Below are 21,540 nucleotides of genomic sequence, written 5' to 3'. Positions count from 1 at the left end.
GATCACCCGTCTGAAGGGCTGTCATCCGTGAACCGACCTCTCCCCGCGGTACGTCTGCGCGTTCCCACCCACGAGGACGCGGTTGCGTGGCACCGGTTGTTCGACGACCCCGAGGTCATGGAGTTCTACGGCGGCAAGCGGGCGGCGCCGGCCGACTACGAGGAACTCACCGCGCGCCAGCGGCGGCACGACGCGGAGCACGGGTTCTGCCTGTGGACGATGCTGGACGAGTCCGGCGAAGTGATCGGTTTCACGGGCGCCCAGCCCTGGCGCCCGGACTGGGGCCCTGTAGGGGAGATCGAGATCGGCTGGAGGCTCGGTCGAGCGCACTGGGGCAAGGGGTACGTCACGGCAGCCGCGCGGGAGACCCTGGAGCGGGTGCGGGCGGCGGGCGTGCCGGGCGTGGTGGCGGTGGTCCGACCGGTCAACGAACGGGCGGTCGCGGTGACCCGGCGGCTCGGCATGGAGCCCGCAGAGACCTACACCCATCCCGCCCTGAACGAGCCGACGCGCTGCTTCCGGCTCGCACTCGACTAGTCCCCGAGGCACCCTCAAGCAGCCCCCGAGACACCCTCAAGTCACGCAGGGTAGCGATCCGTTACAGAAAGGCACCAAGTCCTTCCGGGTGGTGCGCACCGGAGTTACCCTGCCAGTACCGCTGGGGGTGACATCTGTGCACATAACACCCAAAACACCCGAAGTGCGTGTCCCGCGGCTGGTCGGACTCATGGCCGTGGACGCGCGCGAAACGGCAAGGGCGCGGGGCCTGTTCCTGAGCGCGCCGGACCGGCCGGACTTCCAACGCACCGTCGTCGACCATGTCGTACGCCAGTATCCGCAGCCCGGCGCCGAGGTGCCGCGGGAGTCGATGGTGTACGTGTGGTTCGACTTCGGTGAGGGCGAGGGCGGCGGAGGCGTGCGCGAGCCGCGCATCCCACGGCCGCCCTCGGGTGGACTGCAACGGGAACTGGACGAGCCCGGCGACCCGTACGCCGTGGCGGGGTTCAGCTCTCCTTGAAGCCCCGGTGCAGCGCGACCACACCCCCGGTGAGGTTGCGCCAGGCCACCTTCGACCAGCCCGCCTTCTGCAGCCGCTCGGCGAGGGCGGGCTGGTCGGGCCAGGCCCGGATGGACTCGGCGAGGTAGACGTACGCATCCGGGTTCGAGGACACCGCGCGCGCGACCGGCGGCAGCGCCCGCATCAGGTACTCGGTGTAGACGGTCCGGAAGGGCGCCCAGGTCGGGTGCGAGAACTCGCAGATCACCACGCGCCCGCCGGGCCGGGTCACCCGGTACATCTCGCGCAGGGCCGCGTCCGTGTCCTGCACGTTACGCAGGCCGAAGGAGATCGTGACGGCGTCGAAGGTGTCGTCCTTGAACGGCAGCCGGGTCGCGTCGCCCGCCGTGAACGGCAGCCAGGTGTTCTTCCTCTTGCCGACGCGGAGCATCCCGAGGGAGAAGTCGCAGGGGACGACGTAGGCGCCGGCCTGTGCGAACGGCAGCGAGGACGTGGCCGTACCGGCCGCGAGGTCGAGAACCTTCTGGGCGGGGCGCGCGTCGACCGCCTTCGCCACCTCCTTGCGCCAGATCCGGTCCTGGCCGAGCGACAGCACGTCGTTGGTCAGGTCGTACCGTTCCGCCACGTCGTCGAACATCGAGGCGACTTCGTGCGGCTGCTTGTTCAGGGAAGCGCGGGTCACCCGCTCATTGTTGCAGCCCGGGTTCGGGGGACCGCGCGCGGCTCAGCGGCCCCGGTACACCAACCGCCCGCCGATCACGGTCGCCACACAGGTCCCGGCGCCGCGGCGGACCAGTTCGGCGCGGTCCGCGACGTCGAACACGGCGAAGCGGGCCGGCCCGCCCGGGACGAGCTGCGGCAGCAGGACCAGCGGGGCCGGGGACAGCGCCGCCGGACCCGGGAGGCGGTCGGGCCGCTGCCCCACCGCGAGTCCGGCCCTGCGCACCGCGTCGACCACGGCCCGCGACCGCAGCTCCCCGGCCACCGCCACCGTGCCGTGCGCCAGCATCCGCTGCACCCCGCGTCGCGCGCTCGCGCCGAGGCGTGCGGGATCGGCGCGGAAGATCTCCCGCGCCCGCTCCCCGCCGATGGGCTCGGTGCCCAGGACGTCGGCCTCGCGGGGGTCGGGGTGGTAGGTGGCCTCCAGCAGCTCCGGACCGTACGGGTTCAGCAGCCCCGGGGTGAGGATGCCGGGCCAGCGCCGCACCTTGGCCCGGGGCTCGGCAGCGGCCAGTTCCTCGTACGGGCCGACGGCGGCGACGAACGCCCCGTCGACCAGAACCGCCGTCTCGGGAGACCGCTCGGCGACGTGAAGTGTCAGCACAATGCGCCTAGTTGGAGGCGAGCAGCTTCAGCTCGGGGTGGGCCGTGCCGCCCTCGATGGCCGTGGAGGAGATGTGGGAGACCACGCGGTCGTCGGCGGGGTCGTTCGCCGGGTCGTCGTGCACGACGAGGTGCTCGTACGTCGTGGCACGCTGCGCCGGGACGCGGCCTGCCTTGCGGATGAGGTCGATGATCTCCAGGCGGTTGGAGCGGTGCTTGGCGCCCGCCGAGGAGACCACGTTCTCCTCCAGCATGATCGAGCCGAGGTCGTCCGCGCCGTAGTGCAGGGACAGCTGGCCGACCTCCTTGCCGGTGGTGAGCCAGGAGCCCTGGATGTGCCGGACGTTGTCCAGGAACAGGCGGGCGATCGCGATCATCCGCAGGTACTCGAAGAGAGTGGCCTGCGTACGGCCCTTCAGATGGTTGTTCTCGGGCTGGTAGGTGTACGGGATGAACGCCCGGAAGCCACCGGTGCGGTCCTGCACGTCACGGATCATCCGCAGGTGCTCGATGCGCTCGGCGTTGGTCTCGCCCGTGCCCATGAGCATGGTGGAGGTGGACTCCACGCCCAGCCTGTGCGCGATCTCCATGATCTCCAGCCAGCGCTCGCCGCTCTCCTTCAGCGGGGCGATGGCCTTGCGCGGGCGGGCGGGCAGCAGTTCGGCACCGGCGCCGGCGAAGGAGTCGAGACCCGCCTCGTGGATGCGGGTGATGGCCTCCTCGACCGACACCCCGCTGATCCGGGCCATGTGCTCGACCTCGGAGGCGCCCAGCGAGTGGATCACCAGCTGCGGGAAGGCCTCCTTGATGGCCTTGAAGTGCTTCTCGTAGTACTCGACGCCGTAGTCCGGGTGGTGGCCGCCCTGGAACATGATCTGGGTGCCGCCCAGTTCGACGGTCTCCGCGCAGCGGCGCAGGATGTCGTCGAGGTCGCGGGTCCAGCCCTTCGCCTTGTCCTTCGGCGGCGCATAGAAGGCGCAGAACTTGCACGCCGTGACACACACGTTCGTGTAGTTGATGTTGCGCTCGATGATGTACGTCGCGATGTGCTCGGTGCCGGCGTACAGACGGCGGCGTACGGCGTCGGCGGCGGCGCCCAGCGCGTGCAGCGGGGCGTCGCGGTAGAGGACGAGCGCCTCCTCGGGGGTGATGCGTCCGCCCGCCGCGGCTCGGTCGAGTACGGCAGTGACATCAACGGAAGCGAGGTCGGCCTTCTCGGACACCGGGGCGTCCCTTTCGTCAAGGGTTATGGACGGACCGAGCCAGCCTACGCCAGCAGTACCGGCCGTCCACGGTCAGGCCGCGGACGCGCCGAGCAGCAGCCCCGCGAAGGCCCCGGCCAGCAGGAACGGCCCGAACGGGATGGCCGTCCTGCGCCCCGCCCGCCGGGCGAGCACGAGCGCGGCGCCGTAGAGCGCGCCCAGCAGGAAGCCGAGGAAGGCGCCGAGCAGTACGGTCGGCCAGCCGTACCAGCCGAGGGCGGCGCCCGTGCCGAGCGCCAGCTTCACATCGCCGAAGCCCATGCCGGCCGGGTTGAGGCGGTACAGCACGTAGTACCCGCCGCCGAGCGCGAGGGCGCCGTACAACGCGGTGAGCCAATGCCCGGCGTGCGCGGGCAGCAGCGCGGCCAGGCCGAGCAGGGCGAGGGCGGCTGCCGCGAGCGGCAGGGTCAGCGGATCCGGTAGCCGCTGCACCCGGAAGTCCACGGCGGCCAGCAGGACACCCACGGGCGCGAGCAGCAGCCAGACCGCCAACTCCGGCCGGACACCGGTGGCGGCGGCGAGCGCGGCACAGGTGAGGGCGGTGACGAGGACAAGAGGGGCGGACCCGGAGAACGTGGGCGGGGGGCAGTCGGCGCAACGTGCGGCGCCCAGCCAGCCCCGGATCGGGTGGCCGTTCGGGCACCGCTCCCGCCACGGCTCGTCCACCGGTACGGCGAAGCGGTAGGCGGCGCGGGGCAGCAGCGCGCCCGCCGCGGCGCCCCACAGCGCGCCGGCGAGGACGAGGAACCACTCCCCCGGCTCCACTAACCGACCTTCGACATCCGGGAAACCGGGTTGCCTTCGGCCGAACTGTCCGAGGTGTAGCGGAGATCGTCGCCGACGGGGGTCAACTCGACCTGGTGGGGCGTGGGGTTGCAGCCGGGGTGATTGGTCCTGGCGCCCGCCGCGGTGGCCAGGACCTGGGTCTTCGTGACCTTCTTGAGGGTGAGGACGTCGGTGCAGACGGTGCCCAGCTGGTCGGTCTGCCGCATCTTCCCCAACTCCTCGCCCACGCCCGCCTGGTGGACCGTGACCCGGAAGGTGCCCATGGCCAGGGCGCCGCCGAGGCCGGTGGCCTCGCCCTCCCAGGTGCCGAGGTAACGGGCCGGGACGGTGCCGGGCTTCTCGGGATCCCCGGCGCCGTCGCCGCCCGGATCCGTGGAGGCGGAGGGGGTCTCGCTGCCGGCCGCGGTCGGTGCCGGGGAGGCGGGGGAACTGCCGGCCTCGGTCGTACCGCCGCCGGACCACGGTTGCAGCACCCCGAGCCCCACGGAGACGGCGGCCACCGCCCCGGCGACCGCCAGCGCCACCGTGCAGCTGACCCGCCGCCCGCGCCCGCCGTCACCCGGCCCGGAGGTCGCGGACACGCTGACGGACAGCTTGCCGGGCGGCACCGCGTCCTGCGTACCGGGTACGACCGTGGGCGCACCGAAGGCGGCACCCCCGGGCCCGGTGTCCGCCGCGCCACCGGCTGCCTTCACAGGAGCGGGCCCCATCACAGGAGCGGGCCCGAACACGCCCACACCGGCCGGGAAAGCGGACCCACCGCCACCGGTACTGGAAGCGGGCGGCGCCGGCACCGGCGCACCGGCACCCGGCCCCCACGCGGGCGCCGGGGTCTGCCCGCCTGCCGCGGGTCCGCTGACGTCGTCCACCGAAGGGCCGGCGAACTCCACCGGCCCGGACGGTGCCGGCTCCGGCCCGGCGGTCGTCTCCAGGTTCAGAAGCTCTACGGCACGACGGCTGACCTGTTCCACCAGGGTGCCCGGCAGCCAGCCGCCCGCGACCAGGCGGGCGGCGCCTACGGGGGCGAGCCGGCGGCTCACCTCGGCGGGGGCCGGCCGGGACGCGGGGTCCTTGGCCAGGCAGGCCTCGGCCACCTCCCGCAAGTCTCCGCCCAGCGAGCCGAGTTCCGGCTCCTCGTGGACGACCTTGTAGAGCAGCGCGGCCGAGCTGTCACCGGAGAAGGGCGGCTCGCCGGTGGCCGCGTAGGCGAGCACCGCGCCGAGAGAGAAGACGTCCGCCGCGCCCGTCGCGCCCTTGCCGAGGATCTGTTCGGGGGACATGTAGCCCGGCGAGCCGACCGACACACCGGTGGAGGTCAGGGACGCCGTGCCGTCCATGGCCCGGGCGATCCCGAAGTCGATGAGGAGGGGGCCGTCCAGGGTGAGCAGCACGTTGGACGGCTTGACGTCCCGGTGGACGAGGCCCAGTTCGTGCACCGCGGCGAGCGCTTCGGCGAGGCCCGCGCCCAGGGCCCGTGCCGAAGGGGCCGGCAGCGCGCCGCCGTCGGCGACCGCCGCGGCCAGGGACGGGCCCGCCGCGTACACCGTGGCGACCCAGGGCACCGCGGCCTCCGGGTCCGCGTCCAGGACGGGCGCGGTCCAGGCACCGCCGACCATGCGGGCCGCCTCCACCTCGCGCCGGAACCGGGCCCGGAACTCCTCGTCGAGCGCGAGGTGCGGGTGCACGATCTTCACGGCGACGGTACGGCCGCCCGCGCTGCGGCCCAGGTAGACCCGGCCCATGCCACCGGAGCCGAGCCGGCCGAGCAGCCGGTAGGGCCCGACGGCGGTCGGTTCGTCGGCTCCGAGCGGGTGCATGGCGTGCATCTCTCCCCCCGGCCCCCCTGAACTACCCGCAGCGTATTGACTGCTCCCCTCCCTGAGGAGAGGGGATTACTGGCTCAGGCTGCCTCCGGGAGCGGCGCTCCCCGAGGTCTTACACCCTCGACACCAGCCGGGTTCAGACCAGCCCGGACGAGCATCACACGCGCGGAGTTCTTGTCTCTGGGGGGAGACAGCTCCGCACGCGGTGCAAGTGTAGGTGCGCTCGGACAGCGGCAGTGCGTGCTTGGTTCTCGCTCCGCACGATGCACAGTCCATGGTGGTGTGCGCAGGGTTCACGAGACGGATGTCCCGCCCGTGCTTGCGGCCCATCTCGATCAGGGCCCTCTTCGTGGCGCCGATCGCGGCGTCCGCCGCCTTGCGCGCCATGCTGGTCTTGGCGAGGAACTTCGGCCTGAAGTCCTCCACGGCGATGGCGTCGTGGTCGGTCACGGCCTTCTTCGCCCACTTACGGCCGGCATCCTGCCGCTGCCGGGCAATCTTCTGGTAGGTCCGCGCCCGCCACTTCTTCGCCTCCCGGTAGCCCTTCGAGGCGGCCTGCCCCTTCTTCGGTCTGCGGCGGGCCATCATCCGGTCGTACCGGGTCAGCCTGGCCTGCGCCTTGCGGCCGTGCTGGGCGTGCGGGAGGTCGTGGGCGTCGGAGGTGGTGGTCGCGGTCTCCTTCACGCCCCAGTCCACACCGAGCACCCGGCCGGTCTCCGGCAGCACCTGTACCTGGGCGGGGACCACGAACGAGCAGTACCAGTGCCCGGCACTGTCCTGGTACACGCGTACCGAGGAGGGTTCGGCGGGCAACTCCCGCGACCACACCACCGTCAGCACGATCCCGCCCGCCAGATGCAGACGGCCGTCCTTCAGCCGGAACCCGCGCCGGGTGTAGTTCAGCGTCGGCAAGGCCTCGCGCTTCTTCTTCCACGTCGGCATCCCGGCCCGCTGCCGCTGCGGCAGGCGTTCCCGGACGTCCTTCAGCGCTTTGGCTCGTGACCTGCCGAAGTCCCGGATCACCTGCTGCTGAGGAACTGAGCTGCCCTCACGCAGCCACGGCGTACGCCAACGCGCCTCGGTCAGCATCCTGTCGAGCTGCGCCGGGCCACACGTCCGCTTCCCGCGCCTGGCCTTGTTGTGCAGGTGGACGGCCTTGGACTTCGCGACGCACTCGTTCCAGATCCACCGGCACCGGTCCCATTCCGCCAGCAGCACGGTATGGGCGGTGGACGACATGCGAAGCCGGTATGTGTACCGGGCGTGCCCGGCCTCGTCGGCTACACCTGGCGTCATCACGGCGCCAACGTAGCGTCATGATCCGTTCCTCACCCCGGATTCCGGCAGACCTACACGATCGGGTGACCGCCCAAGCTACAGCGGACCGGCGGTCCCTCCTCCGCCTCCTGGAGGCCGCCCTCGCCGCTCCTCTGGCGGACGCCGTATCGACCGATGGCGATCCGGCGTCTCCTGCCCCGCTACGCGGGAAGCCGGATTCCTCCCCGGCCTGAAGGCCGGGGCATCCTCCAGGAATGCCGGTGACTACGGCTGAAGCAGATCCACCTTCACGTCCGCCGGGAACCCGGTCGTCGGGCCGACCCGGCGCGCGAACTCCGCGACCGCCTCCAACTGCGGGGCGCCGAAGCTGAAGTCGAGCGTGGTGAAGTACTCCTCCAGGGTGGCTTCGTCGAAGGTCTCCCAGCGGGACGCCTGTTCGGCGACCTTGCCGACCTCCTCCAGGGAGAGGTTGCGGGAGGCGAGGAAGGCCTCGTGGACCCGGCGGGTGATGAACGGCTCGCGCTCCAGGTAGTCCCGGCGGGCCGCCCACACCGCGAAGACGAACGGCAGGCCGGTCCACTCCTTCCACAGCGCGCCCAGGTCGTGGACGGTCAGGCCGAAGCGCGGGCCGTCGATGAGGTTGGCGCGCAGGGCCGCGTCGCCGATGAGTACGGCGGCCTCCGCCTCCTGCATCATCAGGCTGAGGTCGGGCGGGCAGGCGTAGTAGTCGGGCTGGACGCCGTAGCGCTCGGCCAGCAGGAGCTGGGCCAGCCGGACCGAGGTGCGCGAGGTCGAGCCGAGGGCGACGCGGGCGCCGTCCAGCCGGTCGAGGGGGACCTGCGAAACGATCACGCAGGACATCACCGGGCCGTCGCAGCCGACGGCGATGTCCGGGAAGGCGACCAGATCGTCGGCGTTCCTGAGGAACTCGACAAGGGTGATGGGTCCGATGTCGAGGTCGCCGCGCACCAGCCCCTCGCTGAGCTTCTCCGGGGTGTCCTTCGTCAGCTCGAAGTCGAGGAGCGTGCCGGTTCTCGCGAGCCCCCAGTACAGGGGCAGGCAGTTCAGGAACTGGATGTGGCCTACGCGCGGCCGGGTGCGGGAATTGTCCACATCGCGAGACTAGACCCCGTGAGGTGCGGTGCTGAGACCGACCCCGCCGTCAAGCCGCCTACCCGGATGTTCAAACATCCGGGTGAAGTGATCTTGACCTCTATTGCTTTCGGCTGCCTGCATGCTAGGCTCGCCGCAAGTTGCAGTTTGGTTTCCCTTGCAGTACAGAGCCTGCGGAGCATGTAACCGCGGGCTCTCGTCGTTTTCAGACATATGCGTTGTGCAGCACCGTTTCGCACTTGCAGGTTCTGGAGCAGGGCAACCCTTTTGAGCCCAAGGAGGGCTTATGGCTACCGGAACCGTTAAGTGGTTCAACGCCGAAAAGGGCTTTGGCTTCATCGCCCAGGAGGGCGGCGGCCCCGACGTCTTCGTTCACTACTCCGCGATCAACGCTGCCGGCTTCCGCTCCCTTGAGGAGAACCAGCAGGTGAGCTTCGACGTGACGCAGGGCCCGAAGGGTCCGCAGGCGGAGAACGTCACCCCCGTCTGATCTCTGCCTGATCGCAGAACCTGAGAGCAGTACCCAAGGAGCCCCACGCCGTAAGGCGACGGGGCTCCTGCCTTTTTCTGTTCAATTCGCGTTCACATATGTTGCATGATCAGAACGAACTTCGTTCCGGTGGTGAGCGCCTCGTACGTATGCGGAACGTCCCCCCGGTACGACATGTAGTCCCCGGGCCCCAGCTCCACGCCTTCCCCGCGCGGCCCGGCCTTCACTTTCCCCTCCGTGACCACGATGTGCTCGGTGGTCCCCGGAATGTGCGGCTCGGAATCCCGGAGGGTCCCCGGCTCCAGCCACACGTAGTAAATGTCCCGGCGCGCGCCCGGCGGGCACGCGGACAGCAGCGAGGCCAGATAGCTGGACTGGTCGGAGTGGACCGCGGGGCCCTCGCCGGCCCGGATCACCTGTACGGCGGGCGCGGGCGGCTCCACCAGCGCGCTGAACGGCACCCCGAGCGCCACCGCGAGCGCCCAGATCGTCTCCATGCTCGGGTTCCCGCTCGCCGCCTCCAGCTGGGAGAGCGTGGACTTCGCGATTCCGGCGCGCTTGGCCAGCTCGGACAGGGACAGGCCGACGCGGGCGCGCTCGCGCTTGAGGGAGGCGGCGATCCACTCCATCGGGAGCCGCGCGGGGGCCTCGGGTGCATCGGCCATGTCGTTCGCTCCATCGGTATGATCGTTCGGCTTGACGGACAGGTGCCCTACTGTTCATTGTAGGAAACATGCGTTCGTTTCTCCGAACAGTCCGCACACTCCAAACACCCGGCGACCGTTCCCTCGTCCGGGACAGTTCACTCGTCTGGCTGGCCAGCGGCATCGTCGGCGTCTCCTTCGGCGCCGTCTCCGTGGCCGGCGGGCTGCCGGTGTGGGTGCCGGTGCTGATGTCGCTCGTGGTGTACGCCGGGTCGGCCCAGTTCAGCGCGGTCGGCATCCTGATCGCCGGGGGCGGCCCGCTGGCCGCGGCGGCCACCGGCCTCCTCCTGAACACCCGTACGGCGGCCTTCAGCCTCGCCGTCGCCGACATCATCGGCACGAGCCGGGTGAGCCGCTTCCTGGGCGCCCACCTCGTCACCGACGAGACCGTAGCCTTCGCCCTCGCCCAGCCGGACCCGGTACGGCAGCGGAGGGCGTTCTGGATCTCCGGGCTCGGCCTGTTCGCCGTATGGAACACCGGCGTGCTGGCGGGCGCCCTGGCCGGGAGCGCGCTGGGCGACACCGCCCGCTACGGCCTCGACGCCGCCTTCCCCGCGGTTCTGGTGGCCCTGGTCCTGCCGTCGCTGCGCGCGGACGCGACGGTACGGCGATGCGCCCTGCTCGGCGCCGCGATCGCCCTCGCGGTGACGCCTGCGGTGCCTGCGGGGGTGCCGGTGCTGCTCGCCCTGGCCGGACTGTTCCTGCACCGCCGACCGTCGCCCGTGGAGGCCGCCGCATGAATGCCACCGTCGTCGTGATCCTGGCCCTGGCGGTTGGCACGTACGCCTTCCGGCTGGTAGGACCCGTGCTGCACGGGCGCGTGGAGATACCGCCCCGGGTGCAGGAGCTGGCCATGGCCGGGGCTGTCGTCCTGCTCGTCGCCCTGCTCGCCACGGGGGCCCTGACCGAGGGCGGCGGCTTCGCGGGCTGGGCCCGCCCCGCCGGGGTCCTGACCGGCGCCGCCCTGGCCTGGCGCCGGGCCCCCTTCGCCGTGGTGGTCCTGGCCGCCGCGGCGACGACGGCGCTGCTGCGACTTGCCGGGGTGAGCTAGGCCGCGTCCCGCCAGACCGTCAGGTCCCCCTGGAGGAAGGCGATGTCCGGTATCGCGGTCGACTTCGTCTGGATCACGAAGAGCCCGATGTCTCCCGAGGCGTCCTTGATGCAGATCTCGGTGCCGTTCGCCGCCGCGGCCAGCGGGAGGGTGTGATTCTTCTCGTGCGCGAGCATGAGACGGCACATGTCGAGGGTGGTGCCGTGCCCCCCGAAGATCTGGACGAACACACTGGTGTCGCTCTCCAGTTCGCAACTGTTCGTCTTGCAGTCGAAACGGATGTCCCGCTTCCGGTTCTTCGAATGGGCGTCCGGGTCCTTGAGGCTCAGCGGGTTCTTCGCGTCCAGCATCACCGGGGCGTACGGCTCGGGCTGCGGCTCCCGGGGCGTGGCCGAGGAGGACTGCGAAGCTCCGGACGTGGACCCCGGCGCGGACCCCGGCGCGGAAGCCGGCGAGGACGCCGACGACCGTGCGGCCGGACCCGTGGCAGACGTCGTGGAGCCGGCCGTGTCCCGGTCGCCGCGCCGGTCCTTCGCATCCATGAGCGACCACGCCAGGGCCGTCACCAGCAGCGCACCCCCCGCCACACCGACGGCCGTGATCAGTGCGGCGCGCCGCCTGCGGGCCTTCCGCTGCTCCGGCGTCGGCTGCGGCCACCCGGCCGTCGTCCGCGCGTACCCGATCAGCGGCTGCGGGTACGCCGGGGTGGGGTCGGACACCGGCGCCGGGACCGCGACCTCCGGCCCGGTGATCTCCCGCCACACGGCGGGCCCCCCGCCCGCGTCGGCATCCGCGCCCAGCCGCTGCCGGCACCACTCCACGACCTCCGCCGGAGTGGCCCGCTCCGCCGGATCGGCGGCCAGGCACCGGGCGAACAGCGGACGCAGCGGCTCGGGCAGCAGGGTCAGATCCGGTTCGGAGTGGACGATCCGGTACAGCACGTTGATCCCCTGGCCGTCGCCGTACAGCGGCCTGCCCAGCGCCGCGAACGCCGCGGTCTGGCCGAGCGCGAAGACATCGGTCGCCGCCGTGACCTCACCCCCGGACGCCTGCTCCGGAGCCATGAAGGAGGGCGTGCCGATCGTGCTCCCCGTCGCCGTGTACGAGGTCCCGTCCGCGGCCAGCGCGATGCCGAAGTCGATCACCCTCGGCCCGTCGGCGGCCAACAGCACGTTCGACGGCTTCAGGTCCCGGTGCACGATGCCCTCGGCATGGATGGCCTGCAACGCCTCGGCCACGCCCGCCATCAGCCACAGCACCGCCTGCACCGGCAGCGGCCCGCGCCGGGCCACGGCCTCCGTCAGGGACGAACCGGGCACGTACAGCGTGGCCAGCCACGGCGGTACGCCGTCCGCGTCCGCGTCGATCAGCTCGGCGGTGTACGCGCCGCGGACCCGCCGGGCCGCCTCGATCTCCCTGCCGAACCGCCGCCGGAAGCCCGGGTCGTCCGCCAGCTCCGGCCGCACCACCTTGATCGCCACGGGACGGCCACCCTGGGTGTGCGAGAGGTAGACCCGGCCCATGCCACCCGCCCCGAGCCGGGCGGCGAGCCGGTACCCGGCCACCACGGGTGGATCGTCCGCCTGGAGTGGCTGGAAGACCTCCGTCGCATGGTTCATCGGCCCACTACCCCCCGTTCAACTGCTTTGGCCAACGCCAGCAGCCTAAACGGGGATGTCAGTGCGGCCCGCTACGGTCCCTCCCCATGACCGACACCGAGGACTTCCTGACCGCCACGCGCACCTTCTACGACACCGTCGCCGAGGACTACGCCGGCCACTTCGGCGACCATATCGGCGACAAGCCGCTGGAGCGGGCGCTGCTCCGTGCGTACGCCGAACTGGTCGGGCCCGGCGGAACCGTGGCCGACCTCGGCTGCGGCCCCGGCGTGGCCACCGGCCACCTCGCCTCGCTGGGCCTGTCCGTCCTCGGGCTCGATCTGTCCGCGTCCATGGTCGCGATCGCCCGTCGCAACCACCCTGAACTGCGTTTCGAGCAGGGCTCCATGCTGGACCTCCCCATGGCCTCCGGCTCGCTGGCGGGTGTCGTCTCCTGGTACTCCAGCATCCACACGCCTGTGGACGAACTCCCCGCACTGTTCGGTGAGTTCCATCGCGTACTCGCCCCGGGCGGGCACCTCCTGCTCGCCTTCCAGGTGGGCGACGTGCCGCGCCGCCTCGACCAGCCGTGGGGACACGCGGTCACCCTGGACTTCCACCGGCGCCGCCCAGAGGACATGGCCAAGCTGCTGGCCGACGCCGGTTTCGCGCTGCGGTCCAGCACCGTGCGCGAACCGGGCGACGAGGGATTGGCGGAGTCAATCCCGCAGGCGTTCCTGTTCGCCCAGAAGGAAGGCTGATCAGACAAGACCGTGTGGGCGGACCTGTCACTCACCCCGCCCCGACGCGGGACCGGCATTCGACGACCGTGTCCGCGAACGCCCGTGCCGGAGGGCTGAGGGCGTCCCACCGGCGGACGGCCCAGCCGACGGGCAACGGCCGCAAGCCCGGCAGCGGGACGAGCCGCAGCTCCCCTTCCCCCGGCGCCGGCAGCCCGGGCACGGCCGGCACCACCGCCCGCCCCACCCCCAGCTCCGCAAGCAGCAACGCCGTATCCCAGTCGGCGACGCTCGTGTCGTAGCTGAACCTCACGCCCAGCTCGGCGCAGGCCGCGTCGAGGTGGGCGGCGGAGGTGGAGTTCGGGGGGAGGCGGATGAGGCGGACGTCGCCCAGCTCAGCAACATCAAGAGCGGACCGCCCCGCCAGGGGGTCGTCGGCGCGTAGCGCGAGCAGCCACGGCAACTCCGCCACCGTCCGTTGCTCGATACCCCGCACCGGCGGGCCGACGGTGATCCAGGCGAGGTCGAGGGTGCCGTCGGAGAGCGCGTCGAAGCTGCCGCGCCCCGAACTGACCGTCCGGAATTCGAGGTTGACCCGGGGGTGGCGGCGCCGGAACGTGACCACTGCGTCCGACATGAAGTGCCGGACGGTCGTAGCGCCGGTGGCCACGCGGACGTAGCCGCTGTGCCCGTCGACCAGGTCCCGCAACTGCCGTACCGCCAGGTCGAGTCCGGAGATGCCCTCAGCCGCGGCGGCTTCGAGTATGCGGCCGGCCTGCGTGGGGACCACCCCGCGCGGCTGGCGTTCCAGCAGGGCCACCCCGGTCTCCCGTTCCAGCCGTTTGACGTGCTGACTGACGGCCGACTGGGTACAGTCCAGCTCCCGCCCGACGGAACTGAGGCTGCCCGCACGGCACACGGCCACGAACACACGAAGATCGTCCAGCGTCACAACACCCAAGCTAACACTTGGATTTGGCGAGGAAACCCAAGGATTGACTGGCTTCGGAGGCCGTACGAGGATCGACAGCGGGCCGCGATCGACCCAGGCGGCAACCCGCTCCGCGCCCCCGTCGAGTCCGGACGAGACGGGAGCAGGCCGGAGCGGGTGCCGACCCTCAGCTGGGGCACCGGGTTCCGCCATTTGGTGGCGTAAAAAACGTATAGTCATATTTTGTTGCATATCGTGCATTTATGACAAACGGCAACAGTAGTGCAATGTCACTGGCGAGAGGCGCCCTCCTCGCCGCCGGGGCGGTCGCTGCGCTGGGCGCTGCGCCAGTCGGCGCGGGTGACAGCGCGGACAGCGCGAGCAGCGCGGACACCCGGGTGAGGTTCGAGGTGGTCGCGCCTGGGGGCCTGTATGTATCCGCTCCCTGCGCCGCCGTGCTGTCCGGTGCGCCTCCGGGGGACGAGACCTCTGGCCGCCTCGGCAAAGTTCGCGTCACCGACGAGCGGGCCGCGCGGGATGCCGCTTGGGTAGCCACCGTCACCGTGAGCGAGGACTTCACGGCCGGTTCACCCGACTTCGATGAGACGATCTCCGGAGGTCACGTGGCCTACCGCCCCGGAACGGCGATCGATGCGTTCAACGGACCGTTTACCCCCGGTCACCCCGGGAGCCTGGCCAACGTCCGTATGGCGTTCAGCCATCCGAGCGGTTCCGGCAGCAACTCTGTTGCATGGAACCCCGCTTTGATCGTCCATGTGCCCGCCGACGGGGTGGCCGGTGTCTACCGGGGCGTGGTGACGCATTCAGTGGCTTGAGCCCCGCCGGCCGGCCACCCAGGGACTTATTCGGCATATAAAAGGAATACGACACGCTCTATTTCAATTCCGGTTATTGCGGTAAGCAATGCCCATAAATTGACCTCCGAGTCATCGCAGATGATCTCGGCGCCTTGACGTGTGTGCGGGCGTCACCATCGTGGACGCGGAGGTCTCCGTGCTCGGACACCGGGCTTATTCGCCGGAATTTGGTGGCCGCCCCGAAGGGCGGCCACAGGGATGGTTCGGACGACGGAGAGGGGGTGAAGGCGTATCAGCTGGGCGACGGGCCGTGGTGGGTTTGATGGCGATGGCCTCGTTGGTCCTGCCCATGGTCGCTGCGCCTCCTGCAGCCGCCGCCCCGTCGAACTACGTCTATGTGGCCAATGACGCCGATAACACCGTCTCGGTGATCAACACCACGAACGACACCGTCGGTGCCGCCCCGATCGCCGTCGGCACGACTCCCTTCGGCGTGGCCATCGTCCCGAACGGCACCAAGGCCTACGTCACGAACAACGGCTCGAACAACGTGTCGGTCATCAACACCGCCAACAACACCGTAAGCAACACCATCGCCGTCGGCGGCGGACCTCTGGGGGTGGCCGTCACCCCTGACGGCACAAAGGCCTACGTGGTCAATTCCACCGATGGCACCGTCTCAGTGATCAACACCGCGAACGACACCGTCGGTGCCACCGCCATCACCGTCGGCTCGAATCCCATCGGGGTGGCCGTCACTCCCAACGGCGCCAAGGCCTACGTCACCAACGCAGGCTCGAACAACGTGTCGGTCATCAACACCGCCACCGACACGGTCAGCTCCACCATCACCGTCGGCACGCTTCCCGACGCGGTGGCCGTGACTCCCAACGGGGCCAAGGCCTACGTCACCAACGGAGGCTCGAACAACGTGTCGGTGATCAATACTGCCGACGACAGTGTCGGCGCCACCCCCATCGCCGTGGGCCAAGGCCCCCGCGGGGTGGCCGTGACTCCCAACGGGGCCAAGGCCTACGTCACGAACAACGATGGGAACAGTGTGTCGGTGATCAACACCACCACTGACGCCGTTTCCACCACCATCACGACGAACATCGGCACCGGCCCGCTCGGGGTCTCCGTCACCGCGAACGGCAACAAGGCCTACGTTTCCAACGAGAAGTCCAACAACGTGTCCGTGATCGACACCAGCAACGACACGGCCAGCGCCACCCTCCTCACCGTCGGCGGCGGACCGGCAGGATCGGCGGCCTCCCCGGACCAGGGGGGCGAGGTGACCACATTCCAGGTCACCCCCACGGACGGCCTGACCATCAACGTTCCCAACTCGGCCACCCTGAGCGCGGTCACCCCAGGCAATACCGCCACCGGCCAGCTCGGCCAGGTCACGGTGAACGACCAGCGATCGCTGGCCGATGCCAGTTGGGTGGCCACCGCCTCACTGACCGATGCCTTCACCACCACCGGTGGCAGCCCCATCACCGGCAGCGCCACGACCTACACACCCGGAGCGTCAATCTCCCCCGTCAACGGACCGTTCACTGCGGGCACGGCAGGAACGCTCGCCTCCGCCCGGACCGCGTTCAGCAAGCCGAGCGGTTCCGGTAACAACTCCGTCAGCTGGAACCCCACCCTGGACGTCGCCGTACCCGCAGCCGCAGTCGCCGGCATCTACACCGGGACGGTGACCCATTCTGTGGCGTAAACCGTCGCCGCAACACCGGAGCTTCACCCTGATCGCCGCCGCGGCTCTCGCCGCGGCGGCGATCGCCCTGGGTGTCCTTACTCCGGCCGGCATCACCTCAGCGACGGCAGCGGACAGAGGGCCGGGATCCTTCGGCATCCGGCTCCTCGAAGCCCCTGTCGCGCTGCGGAACGACCCACGGGCACGGATGTATATCGTCGACCACCTCAAGCCGGGCACGACGATCAAGCGCGGTATCGAGATCTCGAACAAGTCGTCCGCCCCACGTCGCATCGACCTGTACGCGGCCGCCGCCTCCATCCAGCGGGACGGGTTCACCTTCGCCGCGAAGCGCACACCCAACGAACTGACTCAGTGGACCCGTGTCAAACCCCCCTTCGTGATCCTGGGCCCGCACTCGAAAGCCAAGGCCGAAATCACGATCAATGTGGCGCGGACCGCGCAAGCCGGAGAGCGCTACGCCGTCGTATGGGCCGAAAACCGCGTGGCAGCGGACGCCACCCACAACATCGGCAGCATCACCCGCGTGGGACTGCGGATCTACTTGGACATCGGGCCGGGCGGAGAGCCCCTCTCCGACTTCAAGATCGAGACGATGACGGGTGCGCGTGACAAACAGGGCCGTCCCAGCATTACCGCAGCCGTCCGCAACCTTGGCAGGCGAGCGGTGGACCTGAACGGGGCACTCGACCTTCGCGACGGCCCCGGCGGCATCAGCGCAGGCCCCTTCCGAGTGGCCTCCGTTGTCACACTCGCCTCGCACGGGATGGGCATCGTCACCGTTCCCCTTGATCCAGGCCTGCCCGACGGTCCTTGGAAAGCCAAGCTGACGCTGCGGAGCGGAACAGTGGAACGGACCAGCACAGCAACCGTGACGCTTGCCAAAGCGAAGGCCAGATCTCGCACCTTCCTCTACGCCGCAGCCGCCGCAGTCACGGCCCTGGCCGCTTGCGTACTCGTCCTGGTGATCCGCCGACGCCGCCGGCGAAACGACCGAGGGCCGACACCAGCACCACAAGCAGCGGGAGGAACGGACATTTCCTGAATTTCTCTCCTGTCTGCCGCAAACGGGCTTGGCACAGGGCCTCAGCCCCCGTACAGGCCCGCTATCTCCTTCGCGAAGTCCGCCGCTATCCGCTCCCGGCGCAGCTTCATCGACGGGGTCAGATGCCCCGCCTCCTCCGTGAAGTCCGCGGGCAGCACCGCGAAGCGGCGGATGGACTCGGGTCGCGAGACCAGCTTGTTCGCCTCCTCCACCGCCCGCTGCAGGACGGCCTCCAACTCCACGTCCCCGACGAGGAGTTCCGGCGGTACCGGGTGCTTGCCGCGCATCTGGCGCCAGTGGGTGATGCCGTCGGGGTCGAGGGTGATGAGCGCGGAGACGTAGGGGCGGCCGTCACCGACCAGCATGACCTGGGAGATCAGCGGGTGCTGGCGGAGCCAGTTCTCCAGCGGGGCCGGGGCCACCGACTTGCCGCCGGACGTGATCAGCAGCTCCTTCTTGCGGCCGGTGATGGTCAGATAGCCCTCGTCGTCCAGCTCGCCGATGTCCCCGGTGGCCAGCCAGCCCTCCCGCGTCGCGGGGACGACTCCGCCGGCCTGCGGGTCCCAGTAGCCGCGCAGGACGTGGTCGCCCGCGATCAGGATCTCGCCGTCCGCCGCGATCCGCACCCGGGTGCCGGGCAGCGGCCAACCCACCGTGCCCAGGCGGGGCTTGAGAGGTGGGGTGACCGTGGTGGCGCCGGTGGTCTCGGTCAGGCCGTAGCCCTCGAAGATCTCGATGCCCGCGCCCGCGTAGAACGCGGCGAGGCGCCGGCCGAGCGGGGAGCCGCCGCAGATGGCGTACTTCACCCGGCCGCCCATCGCCGCCCGGATGCGCCGGTAGACGAGGGGGTCGTAGAAGGAACGGGCGGTCTTCAGGGCCCGGTTCGGGCCGCTTCCGGTGCCGGTCTGCTTGGACTCCAGCGCCTCGCCGTAGCGCCGGGCGACGGCGACCGCGCGGTCGAAGGCGGTGAGCTTGCCGCCCGACTCCGCCTGTGCCCGCGCGGAGTTGAAGACCTTCTCCAGCATGTAGGGGATGGTCAGCAGACAGGTCGGCTTGAAGGCGGCCAGGTCCGGGAGCAGGTCCTCCGCCTTCAGGCTGGGCGCGTGCCCGAGCCGGACGCGGGCGCGCACGCAGGCGATCGCCACCATCCGCCCGAAGACGTGGGACATGGGGAGGAAGAGGAGGACGGACGGCTCCTCGCCCGTCTTCGCCTTGAAGATCGGGTAGAGGAGTTCGATGGCGTTGTCGACCTCGGCGAAGAAGTTGCCGTGCGAGAGGGCGCAGCCCTTGGGGCGGCCGGTGGTGCCCGAGGTGTAGATGAGCGTGGCGAGGGTGTCGGGGCCCAGCATGCCCCGGCGCACGGCCACTTCGGCGTCCGGGACGTGGGCGCCCGCCTGGCCCAGCAGCTCCACGTGCCCCTTGTCCATCACCCACAGGTGGCGCAGCTCGGGCAGGTGCTGGAGTTCGGGGCCGATGGCGGAGGCCTGTTCGGTGGTCTCGGTGACCAGGGCGACCGCGCCGGAGTCGTGCAGGATCCAGCGGGTCTGGTAGACGGAGGAGGTGGGGTAGACCGGCACGGTGACCAGGCCGGCCGCCCAGGCGGCGAAGTCGAGCAGCGTCCACTCGTACGTCGTCCGGGCCATGACGGCGATGCGGTCGCCCGGCACCAGCCCCTCCGCGATCAGGCCCTTCGCCGCGGCCAGCACCTGCTCGGCGAAGCCGGCCGCCGTGACGTCCCGCCAACTGCCGTCGGTCAGCCTGCGGCTGAGGACGACGGAGCCGGGGACCGCCTCGGCGTTGTCGAACGGCAGGTCGGCGAGCGAGCCGTGCGTCACCGGGGGTGCGAAGGGCGGTACGGACGCCTCCCGTACAGCGCCGTCCAGCCGTTTCGTCTCGGGCGCCACCAGCACCGGGTTGCCGTCGTAGTCGGTGGCGGAGACGGGGGCGGCGTTCGGGTACGGGGTGGACACTGGCGGCTCCTCGGGCGTGCAGCGGTCGACTGCTTGCTGCAATGCGTACGGGCCTCGGCTGCCGAGGCGTTCACCGGCGGCGGGCCGCAGAAAGGGGTTACCGACGGTTCAGTTGGGTGATCGTACGGTGCCGTTGTGGGGGGATTGTGCGGGTTCGGGGGTGGTCCGGGGATGGTCCCGGGTCAATCTCGCCTTCGGCCTTCCCCTCGCCGGCGACATAGACTTACCTTCGGTAACCCTACTCCAGAGTAACTCTTTTGGACCCCAGTCGTGCGGGAGTTGCACATGGCCGACCGCTACCTGACCGGCACGCCCGCGCTCGCGCCGCTGCTGGCGCGCGGCGCCCTGCGCTCCCCCTTCAAGCGCCCGGCCCCGGACGCGTCGTACCCGCGCACGCGGCTCGTCCTGCCCGGCCTGCGCGTCGACCTGGCCCGGCTCGCCGCCTACGAGCGGGTGTGCGGCTTGCCCACCGAAAACGACACGCTGCCGGTGACGTATCCCCACATCCTCGGCTTCCCGCTGGCCATGCGCCTGATGAGCGGCCGGGACTTCCCGCTGCCGCTGCTCGGCCTGGTCCACACCTCGATCGAGCTCGTCCGGCGCCGCAGCCTGCCCGCCACCGGCGAGTACGAACTCGCCGTCCACATCGACGGGTTGGCCCCGCACCGGCGCGGCACGGAGGCCACGGTGGTCACCGAACTACGGGCCGGCGGGGATGCCGTATGGGAGTCGCGGAGCACCTACCTCGCCCGGCACCGGAGCGACGGCGGCCCCGCAGAGCCACGGGACGAGCCTGCGCCTCCGCTCCCTGTGCTGGCCGAGTGGCGCCTCGCCGGCGACATCGGCCGGCGCTACGGCGCCGCGTCCGGCGACCGCAACCCCATCCACCTGCACCCCCTCACCGCCCGCCTCTTCGGCTTCCCGCGCGCCATCGCGCACGGCATGTGGACGGTGTCCCGCTGCCTGGCCGCCCACGGCACCCCCACCGCGACGACGGTCCGCGCGCACTTCCGGGCGCCGGTGCTGATCCCGGCGACGGTGACGTACGGGGCGGACCACTCCGGCCGCTTCGAGCTGCGCGGGGGCGAAGGGATGGGGGTCCCCCCGCGCGAGCATGTTCGAGCGTGGGGGAAGCTGCACCTGTCGGGAGAGGTGAGCTAGTCCACAGCAGAGGCCGGAGGCGCGGGCGGAGTCCAGGGCCGGCCGTCCAACAGGTTGCCCAGACCCGACCAGGCGAAGTTCATCAGGGTGGCCGCCGCCTGGCGGGGCGTCATGCCGGGGGTGGTGTTCGCCCAGGCGGCGAGGGACTCGGCGGCGCCCACCAGGGCCTCGGCGAGACCGGCGACCTCGCGCTCGGGGAGGCCCGGATCCATGGGGGTCCCCCCGCGCGAGCATGTTCGAGCGTGGGGGAGTGCGTCCCGGGCCGCGACCGCGATCAGCCGGGTGGCGAACTCGACGATCTCCTCGCGCATCGCCGCGACCTCGGCGGCGAAGGGCTCACCGTGGGTACGGGCCTGGAGGTGCAGCACGGACCAGGCGTCGGGGTGCTCGCCGGTGTGCGCGAAGAACGCCAGCAGCCCGTCCCAGAGCTGGCGGTCGGCGGGCAGCTCCGGGCGCACTCCGGCGCGGACGGCCTCCGTGAGAGCGGTGGCCTCGCGGCGGATGCAGGCGGTGAAGAGGTCTTCCTTGGAGTTGAGGTACAGGTAGACCAACGGCTTCGACACACCGGCGAGTTCGGCGATCTCGTCCATCGAGGCGGCCATGTAGCCACGCTCGCCGAAAATCCGTACGGCGGCGTCGAGCATCTGCTGCTCACGCACCGCACGCGGCATCCGCTTGGTCCTCGCCCCGCCCATGGGGAAAG

21 protein-coding genes and 1 pseudogene are annotated in these 21,540 nt (G+C 70.8%); 10 read left to right on the top strand and 12 right to left on the bottom strand.

The annotated features are described in order from the left end of the window. The first annotated feature begins 27 nt into the window (after nucleotides 1-27). Nucleotides 28-537, top strand: coding sequence for a GNAT family N-acetyltransferase (locus ACWD35_RS21465; RefSeq protein WP_451352890.1), 510 nt, complete (start codon nucleotides 28-30; stop codon nucleotides 535-537). 163 nt (nucleotides 538-700) lie between these two features. Beyond that, entirely contained in the window at nucleotides 701-1,018 is a 318-nt protein-coding gene (locus ACWD35_RS21460; RefSeq protein ID WP_451352889.1) for a PASTA domain-containing protein, read from the top strand. On the opposite strand, the gene ACWD35_RS21455 is transcribed toward ACWD35_RS21460, so the two are convergent. The 7 genes and pseudogenes from ACWD35_RS21455 to ACWD35_RS21425 all read right to left on the bottom strand — a co-directional run bounded on the left by ACWD35_RS21455 (nucleotide 1,005) and on the right by ACWD35_RS21425 (nucleotide 8,603). Beyond that, the gene (locus tag ACWD35_RS21455) at nucleotides 1,005-1,700 is read right to left on the bottom strand and encodes a demethylmenaquinone methyltransferase (protein ID WP_451352888.1); all 696 of its coding nucleotides are present in this window, start codon (nucleotides 1,698-1,700) and stop codon (nucleotides 1,005-1,007) included. The two genes, ACWD35_RS21460 and ACWD35_RS21455, sit on opposite strands and share 14 nt — an antisense overlap. A 42-nt stretch (nucleotides 1,701-1,742) precedes the next feature. Next, nucleotides 1,743-2,342 (bottom strand): hypothetical protein, encoded by a 600-nt coding sequence (locus ACWD35_RS21450; RefSeq protein ID WP_451352887.1) that lies wholly within the window; start codon nucleotides 2,340-2,342, stop codon nucleotides 1,743-1,745. 7 nt (nucleotides 2,343-2,349) lie between these two features. Continuing rightward, complete coding sequence (mqnC, locus tag ACWD35_RS21445; protein ID WP_451352886.1) at nucleotides 2,350-3,564, bottom strand: cyclic dehypoxanthinyl futalosine synthase; 1,215 nt, start codon at nucleotides 3,562-3,564, stop codon at nucleotides 2,350-2,352. 72 nt (nucleotides 3,565-3,636) lie between these two features. Next, nucleotides 3,637-4,368 (bottom strand): prepilin peptidase, encoded by a 732-nt coding sequence (locus tag ACWD35_RS21440; protein WP_451352885.1) that lies wholly within the window; start codon nucleotides 4,366-4,368, stop codon nucleotides 3,637-3,639. Further along, nucleotides 4,368-6,206: a protein kinase domain-containing protein gene (locus tag ACWD35_RS21435; protein ID WP_451352884.1), complete on the bottom strand. Its 1,839-nt coding sequence runs from the start codon at nucleotides 6,204-6,206 to the stop codon at nucleotides 4,368-4,370. Before ACWD35_RS21435 ends, ACWD35_RS21440 begins: the two co-directional genes overlap by 1 nt. Before the next feature lie 83 nt (nucleotides 6,207-6,289). Further along, nucleotides 6,290-7,508 (bottom strand): annotated as a pseudogene (locus ACWD35_RS21430) (RNA-guided endonuclease InsQ/TnpB family protein). Nucleotides 7,509-7,754: 246 nt separating this feature from the next. After that, entirely contained in the window at nucleotides 7,755-8,603 is an 849-nt protein-coding gene (locus ACWD35_RS21425; RefSeq protein ID WP_451352883.1) for a menaquinone biosynthetic enzyme MqnA/MqnD family protein, read from the bottom strand. Nucleotides 8,604-8,889: 286 nt separating this feature from the next. On the opposite strand from ACWD35_RS21425, the gene ACWD35_RS21420 reads away from it, so the two are divergent. After that, nucleotides 8,890-9,093, top strand: coding sequence for a cold-shock protein (locus ACWD35_RS21420; protein WP_069779342.1), 204 nt, complete (start codon nucleotides 8,890-8,892; stop codon nucleotides 9,091-9,093). A 92-nt stretch (nucleotides 9,094-9,185) separates the two neighbouring features. On the opposite strand, the gene ACWD35_RS21415 is transcribed toward ACWD35_RS21420, so the two are convergent. Beyond that, nucleotides 9,186-9,758, bottom strand: a complete 573-nt coding sequence (locus ACWD35_RS21415; RefSeq protein ID WP_451352882.1) for a helix-turn-helix domain-containing protein — start codon at nucleotides 9,756-9,758, stop codon at nucleotides 9,186-9,188. A 68-nt stretch (nucleotides 9,759-9,826) separates the two neighbouring features. On the opposite strand from ACWD35_RS21415, the gene ACWD35_RS21410 reads away from it, so the two are divergent. Both ACWD35_RS21410 and ACWD35_RS21405 read left to right on the top strand, forming a co-directional pair. After that, on the top strand, nucleotides 9,827-10,537 hold the full coding sequence (locus tag ACWD35_RS21410) for an AzlC family ABC transporter permease (RefSeq protein ID WP_451352881.1): 711 nt from the start codon (nucleotides 9,827-9,829) through the stop codon (nucleotides 10,535-10,537). Beyond that, nucleotides 10,534-10,848 (top strand): AzlD domain-containing protein, encoded by a 315-nt coding sequence (locus ACWD35_RS21405; RefSeq protein ID WP_451352880.1) that lies wholly within the window; start codon nucleotides 10,534-10,536, stop codon nucleotides 10,846-10,848. The genes ACWD35_RS21410 and ACWD35_RS21405 overlap by 4 nt, the downstream gene beginning before the upstream one ends. Here ACWD35_RS21405 and ACWD35_RS21400 read toward each other — a convergent pair. Continuing rightward, complete coding sequence (locus tag ACWD35_RS21400; protein WP_451352879.1) at nucleotides 10,845-12,467, bottom strand: serine/threonine-protein kinase; 1,623 nt, start codon at nucleotides 12,465-12,467, stop codon at nucleotides 10,845-10,847. The two genes, ACWD35_RS21405 and ACWD35_RS21400, sit on opposite strands and share 4 nt — an antisense overlap. Nucleotides 12,468-12,553: 86 nt before the next feature. On the opposite strand from ACWD35_RS21400, the gene ACWD35_RS21395 reads away from it, so the two are divergent. Beyond that, a complete protein-coding gene (locus ACWD35_RS21395; RefSeq protein ID WP_451352878.1) occupies nucleotides 12,554-13,207 on the top strand; it encodes a class I SAM-dependent methyltransferase in 654 nt (217 codons plus the stop codon). A 31-nt stretch (nucleotides 13,208-13,238) separates the two neighbouring features. Here the strand turns inward: ACWD35_RS21395 and ACWD35_RS21390 are convergent, their stop codons facing one another. Further along, nucleotides 13,239-14,138, bottom strand: coding sequence for a LysR family transcriptional regulator (locus ACWD35_RS21390; protein ID WP_451352877.1), 900 nt, complete (start codon nucleotides 14,136-14,138; stop codon nucleotides 13,239-13,241). A 242-nt stretch (nucleotides 14,139-14,380) separates the two neighbouring features. Between ACWD35_RS21390 and ACWD35_RS21385 the strand changes: the two genes are divergently transcribed. The 3 genes from ACWD35_RS21385 (at nucleotide 14,381) to ACWD35_RS21375 (ending at nucleotide 17,706) form a co-directional block, all read left to right on the top strand. Next, nucleotides 14,381-14,953, top strand: coding sequence for a hypothetical protein (locus ACWD35_RS21385; RefSeq protein ID WP_451352876.1), 573 nt, complete (start codon nucleotides 14,381-14,383; stop codon nucleotides 14,951-14,953). Nucleotides 14,954-15,257: 304 nt separating this feature from the next. Beyond that, on the top strand, nucleotides 15,258-16,661 hold the full coding sequence (locus ACWD35_RS21380) for a beta-propeller fold lactonase family protein (protein WP_451352875.1): 1,404 nt from the start codon (nucleotides 15,258-15,260) through the stop codon (nucleotides 16,659-16,661). A 187-nt stretch (nucleotides 16,662-16,848) separates the two neighbouring features. Continuing rightward, nucleotides 16,849-17,706 carry a peptidase gene (locus ACWD35_RS21375; RefSeq protein WP_451352874.1) on the top strand — a complete coding sequence of 286 codons (858 nt, stop codon included), beginning with the start codon at nucleotides 16,849-16,851 and terminating at the stop codon, nucleotides 17,704-17,706. A gap of 41 nt (nucleotides 17,707-17,747) precedes the next feature. On the opposite strand, the gene ACWD35_RS21370 is transcribed toward ACWD35_RS21375, so the two are convergent. Next, the gene (locus ACWD35_RS21370) at nucleotides 17,748-19,676 is read right to left on the bottom strand and encodes an AMP-dependent synthetase/ligase (RefSeq protein ID WP_451352873.1); all 1,929 of its coding nucleotides are present in this window, start codon (nucleotides 19,674-19,676) and stop codon (nucleotides 17,748-17,750) included. Between the two features lie 285 nt (nucleotides 19,677-19,961). Here ACWD35_RS21370 and ACWD35_RS21365 point away from each other — a divergent pair, with 285 nt between their 5' ends. Further along, complete coding sequence (locus ACWD35_RS21365; protein WP_451352872.1) at nucleotides 19,962-20,837, top strand: MaoC family dehydratase; 876 nt, start codon at nucleotides 19,962-19,964, stop codon at nucleotides 20,835-20,837. On the opposite strand, the gene ACWD35_RS21360 is transcribed toward ACWD35_RS21365, so the two are convergent. Then, entirely contained in the window at nucleotides 20,834-21,532 is a 699-nt protein-coding gene (locus ACWD35_RS21360) for a TetR/AcrR family transcriptional regulator (protein WP_451352871.1), read from the bottom strand. The two genes, ACWD35_RS21365 and ACWD35_RS21360, sit on opposite strands and share 4 nt — an antisense overlap. Nucleotides 21,533-21,540 lie beyond the last annotated feature (8 nt).

This window comes from Streptomyces sp. NPDC002671, from assembly GCF_053592475.1.
Note: the sequence above shows the minus strand (reverse complement) of the source record. Positions and strands in the feature narration are given on the sequence as shown.

Bases quoted from the DNA above. Each gene is read 5' to 3' on its own strand.
- ACWD35_RS21435 (WP_451352884.1), bottom strand. From the start codon at position 6,206: ATGCACCCGCTCGGAGCCGACGAACCGACCGCCGTCGGGCCCTACCGG.
- ACWD35_RS21420 (WP_069779342.1), top strand. From the start codon at position 8,890: ATGGCTACCGGAACCGTTAAGTGGTTCAACGCCGAAAAGGGCTTTGGC.
- ACWD35_RS21415 (WP_451352882.1), bottom strand. From the start codon at position 9,758: ATGGCCGATGCACCCGAGGCCCCCGCGCGGCTCCCGATGGAGTGGATC.
- ACWD35_RS21410 (WP_451352881.1), top strand. From the start codon at position 9,827: ATGCGTTCGTTTCTCCGAACAGTCCGCACACTCCAAACACCCGGCGAC.
- ACWD35_RS21405 (WP_451352880.1), top strand. From the start codon at position 10,534: ATGAATGCCACCGTCGTCGTGATCCTGGCCCTGGCGGTTGGCACGTAC.
- ACWD35_RS21400 (WP_451352879.1), bottom strand. From the start codon at position 12,467: ATGAACCATGCGACGGAGGTCTTCCAGCCACTCCAGGCGGACGATCCA.
- ACWD35_RS21395 (WP_451352878.1), top strand. From the start codon at position 12,554: ATGACCGACACCGAGGACTTCCTGACCGCCACGCGCACCTTCTACGAC.
- ACWD35_RS21385 (WP_451352876.1), top strand. From the start codon at position 14,381: ATGACAAACGGCAACAGTAGTGCAATGTCACTGGCGAGAGGCGCCCTC.
- ACWD35_RS21380 (WP_451352875.1), top strand. From the start codon at position 15,258: ATGGCGATGGCCTCGTTGGTCCTGCCCATGGTCGCTGCGCCTCCTGCA.
- ACWD35_RS21375 (WP_451352874.1), top strand. From the start codon at position 16,849: ATGTATATCGTCGACCACCTCAAGCCGGGCACGACGATCAAGCGCGGT.
- ACWD35_RS21365 (WP_451352872.1), top strand. From the start codon at position 19,962: ATGGCCGACCGCTACCTGACCGGCACGCCCGCGCTCGCGCCGCTGCTG.
- ACWD35_RS21360 (WP_451352871.1), bottom strand. From the start codon at position 21,532: ATGGGCGGGGCGAGGACCAAGCGGATGCCGCGTGCGGTGCGTGAGCAG.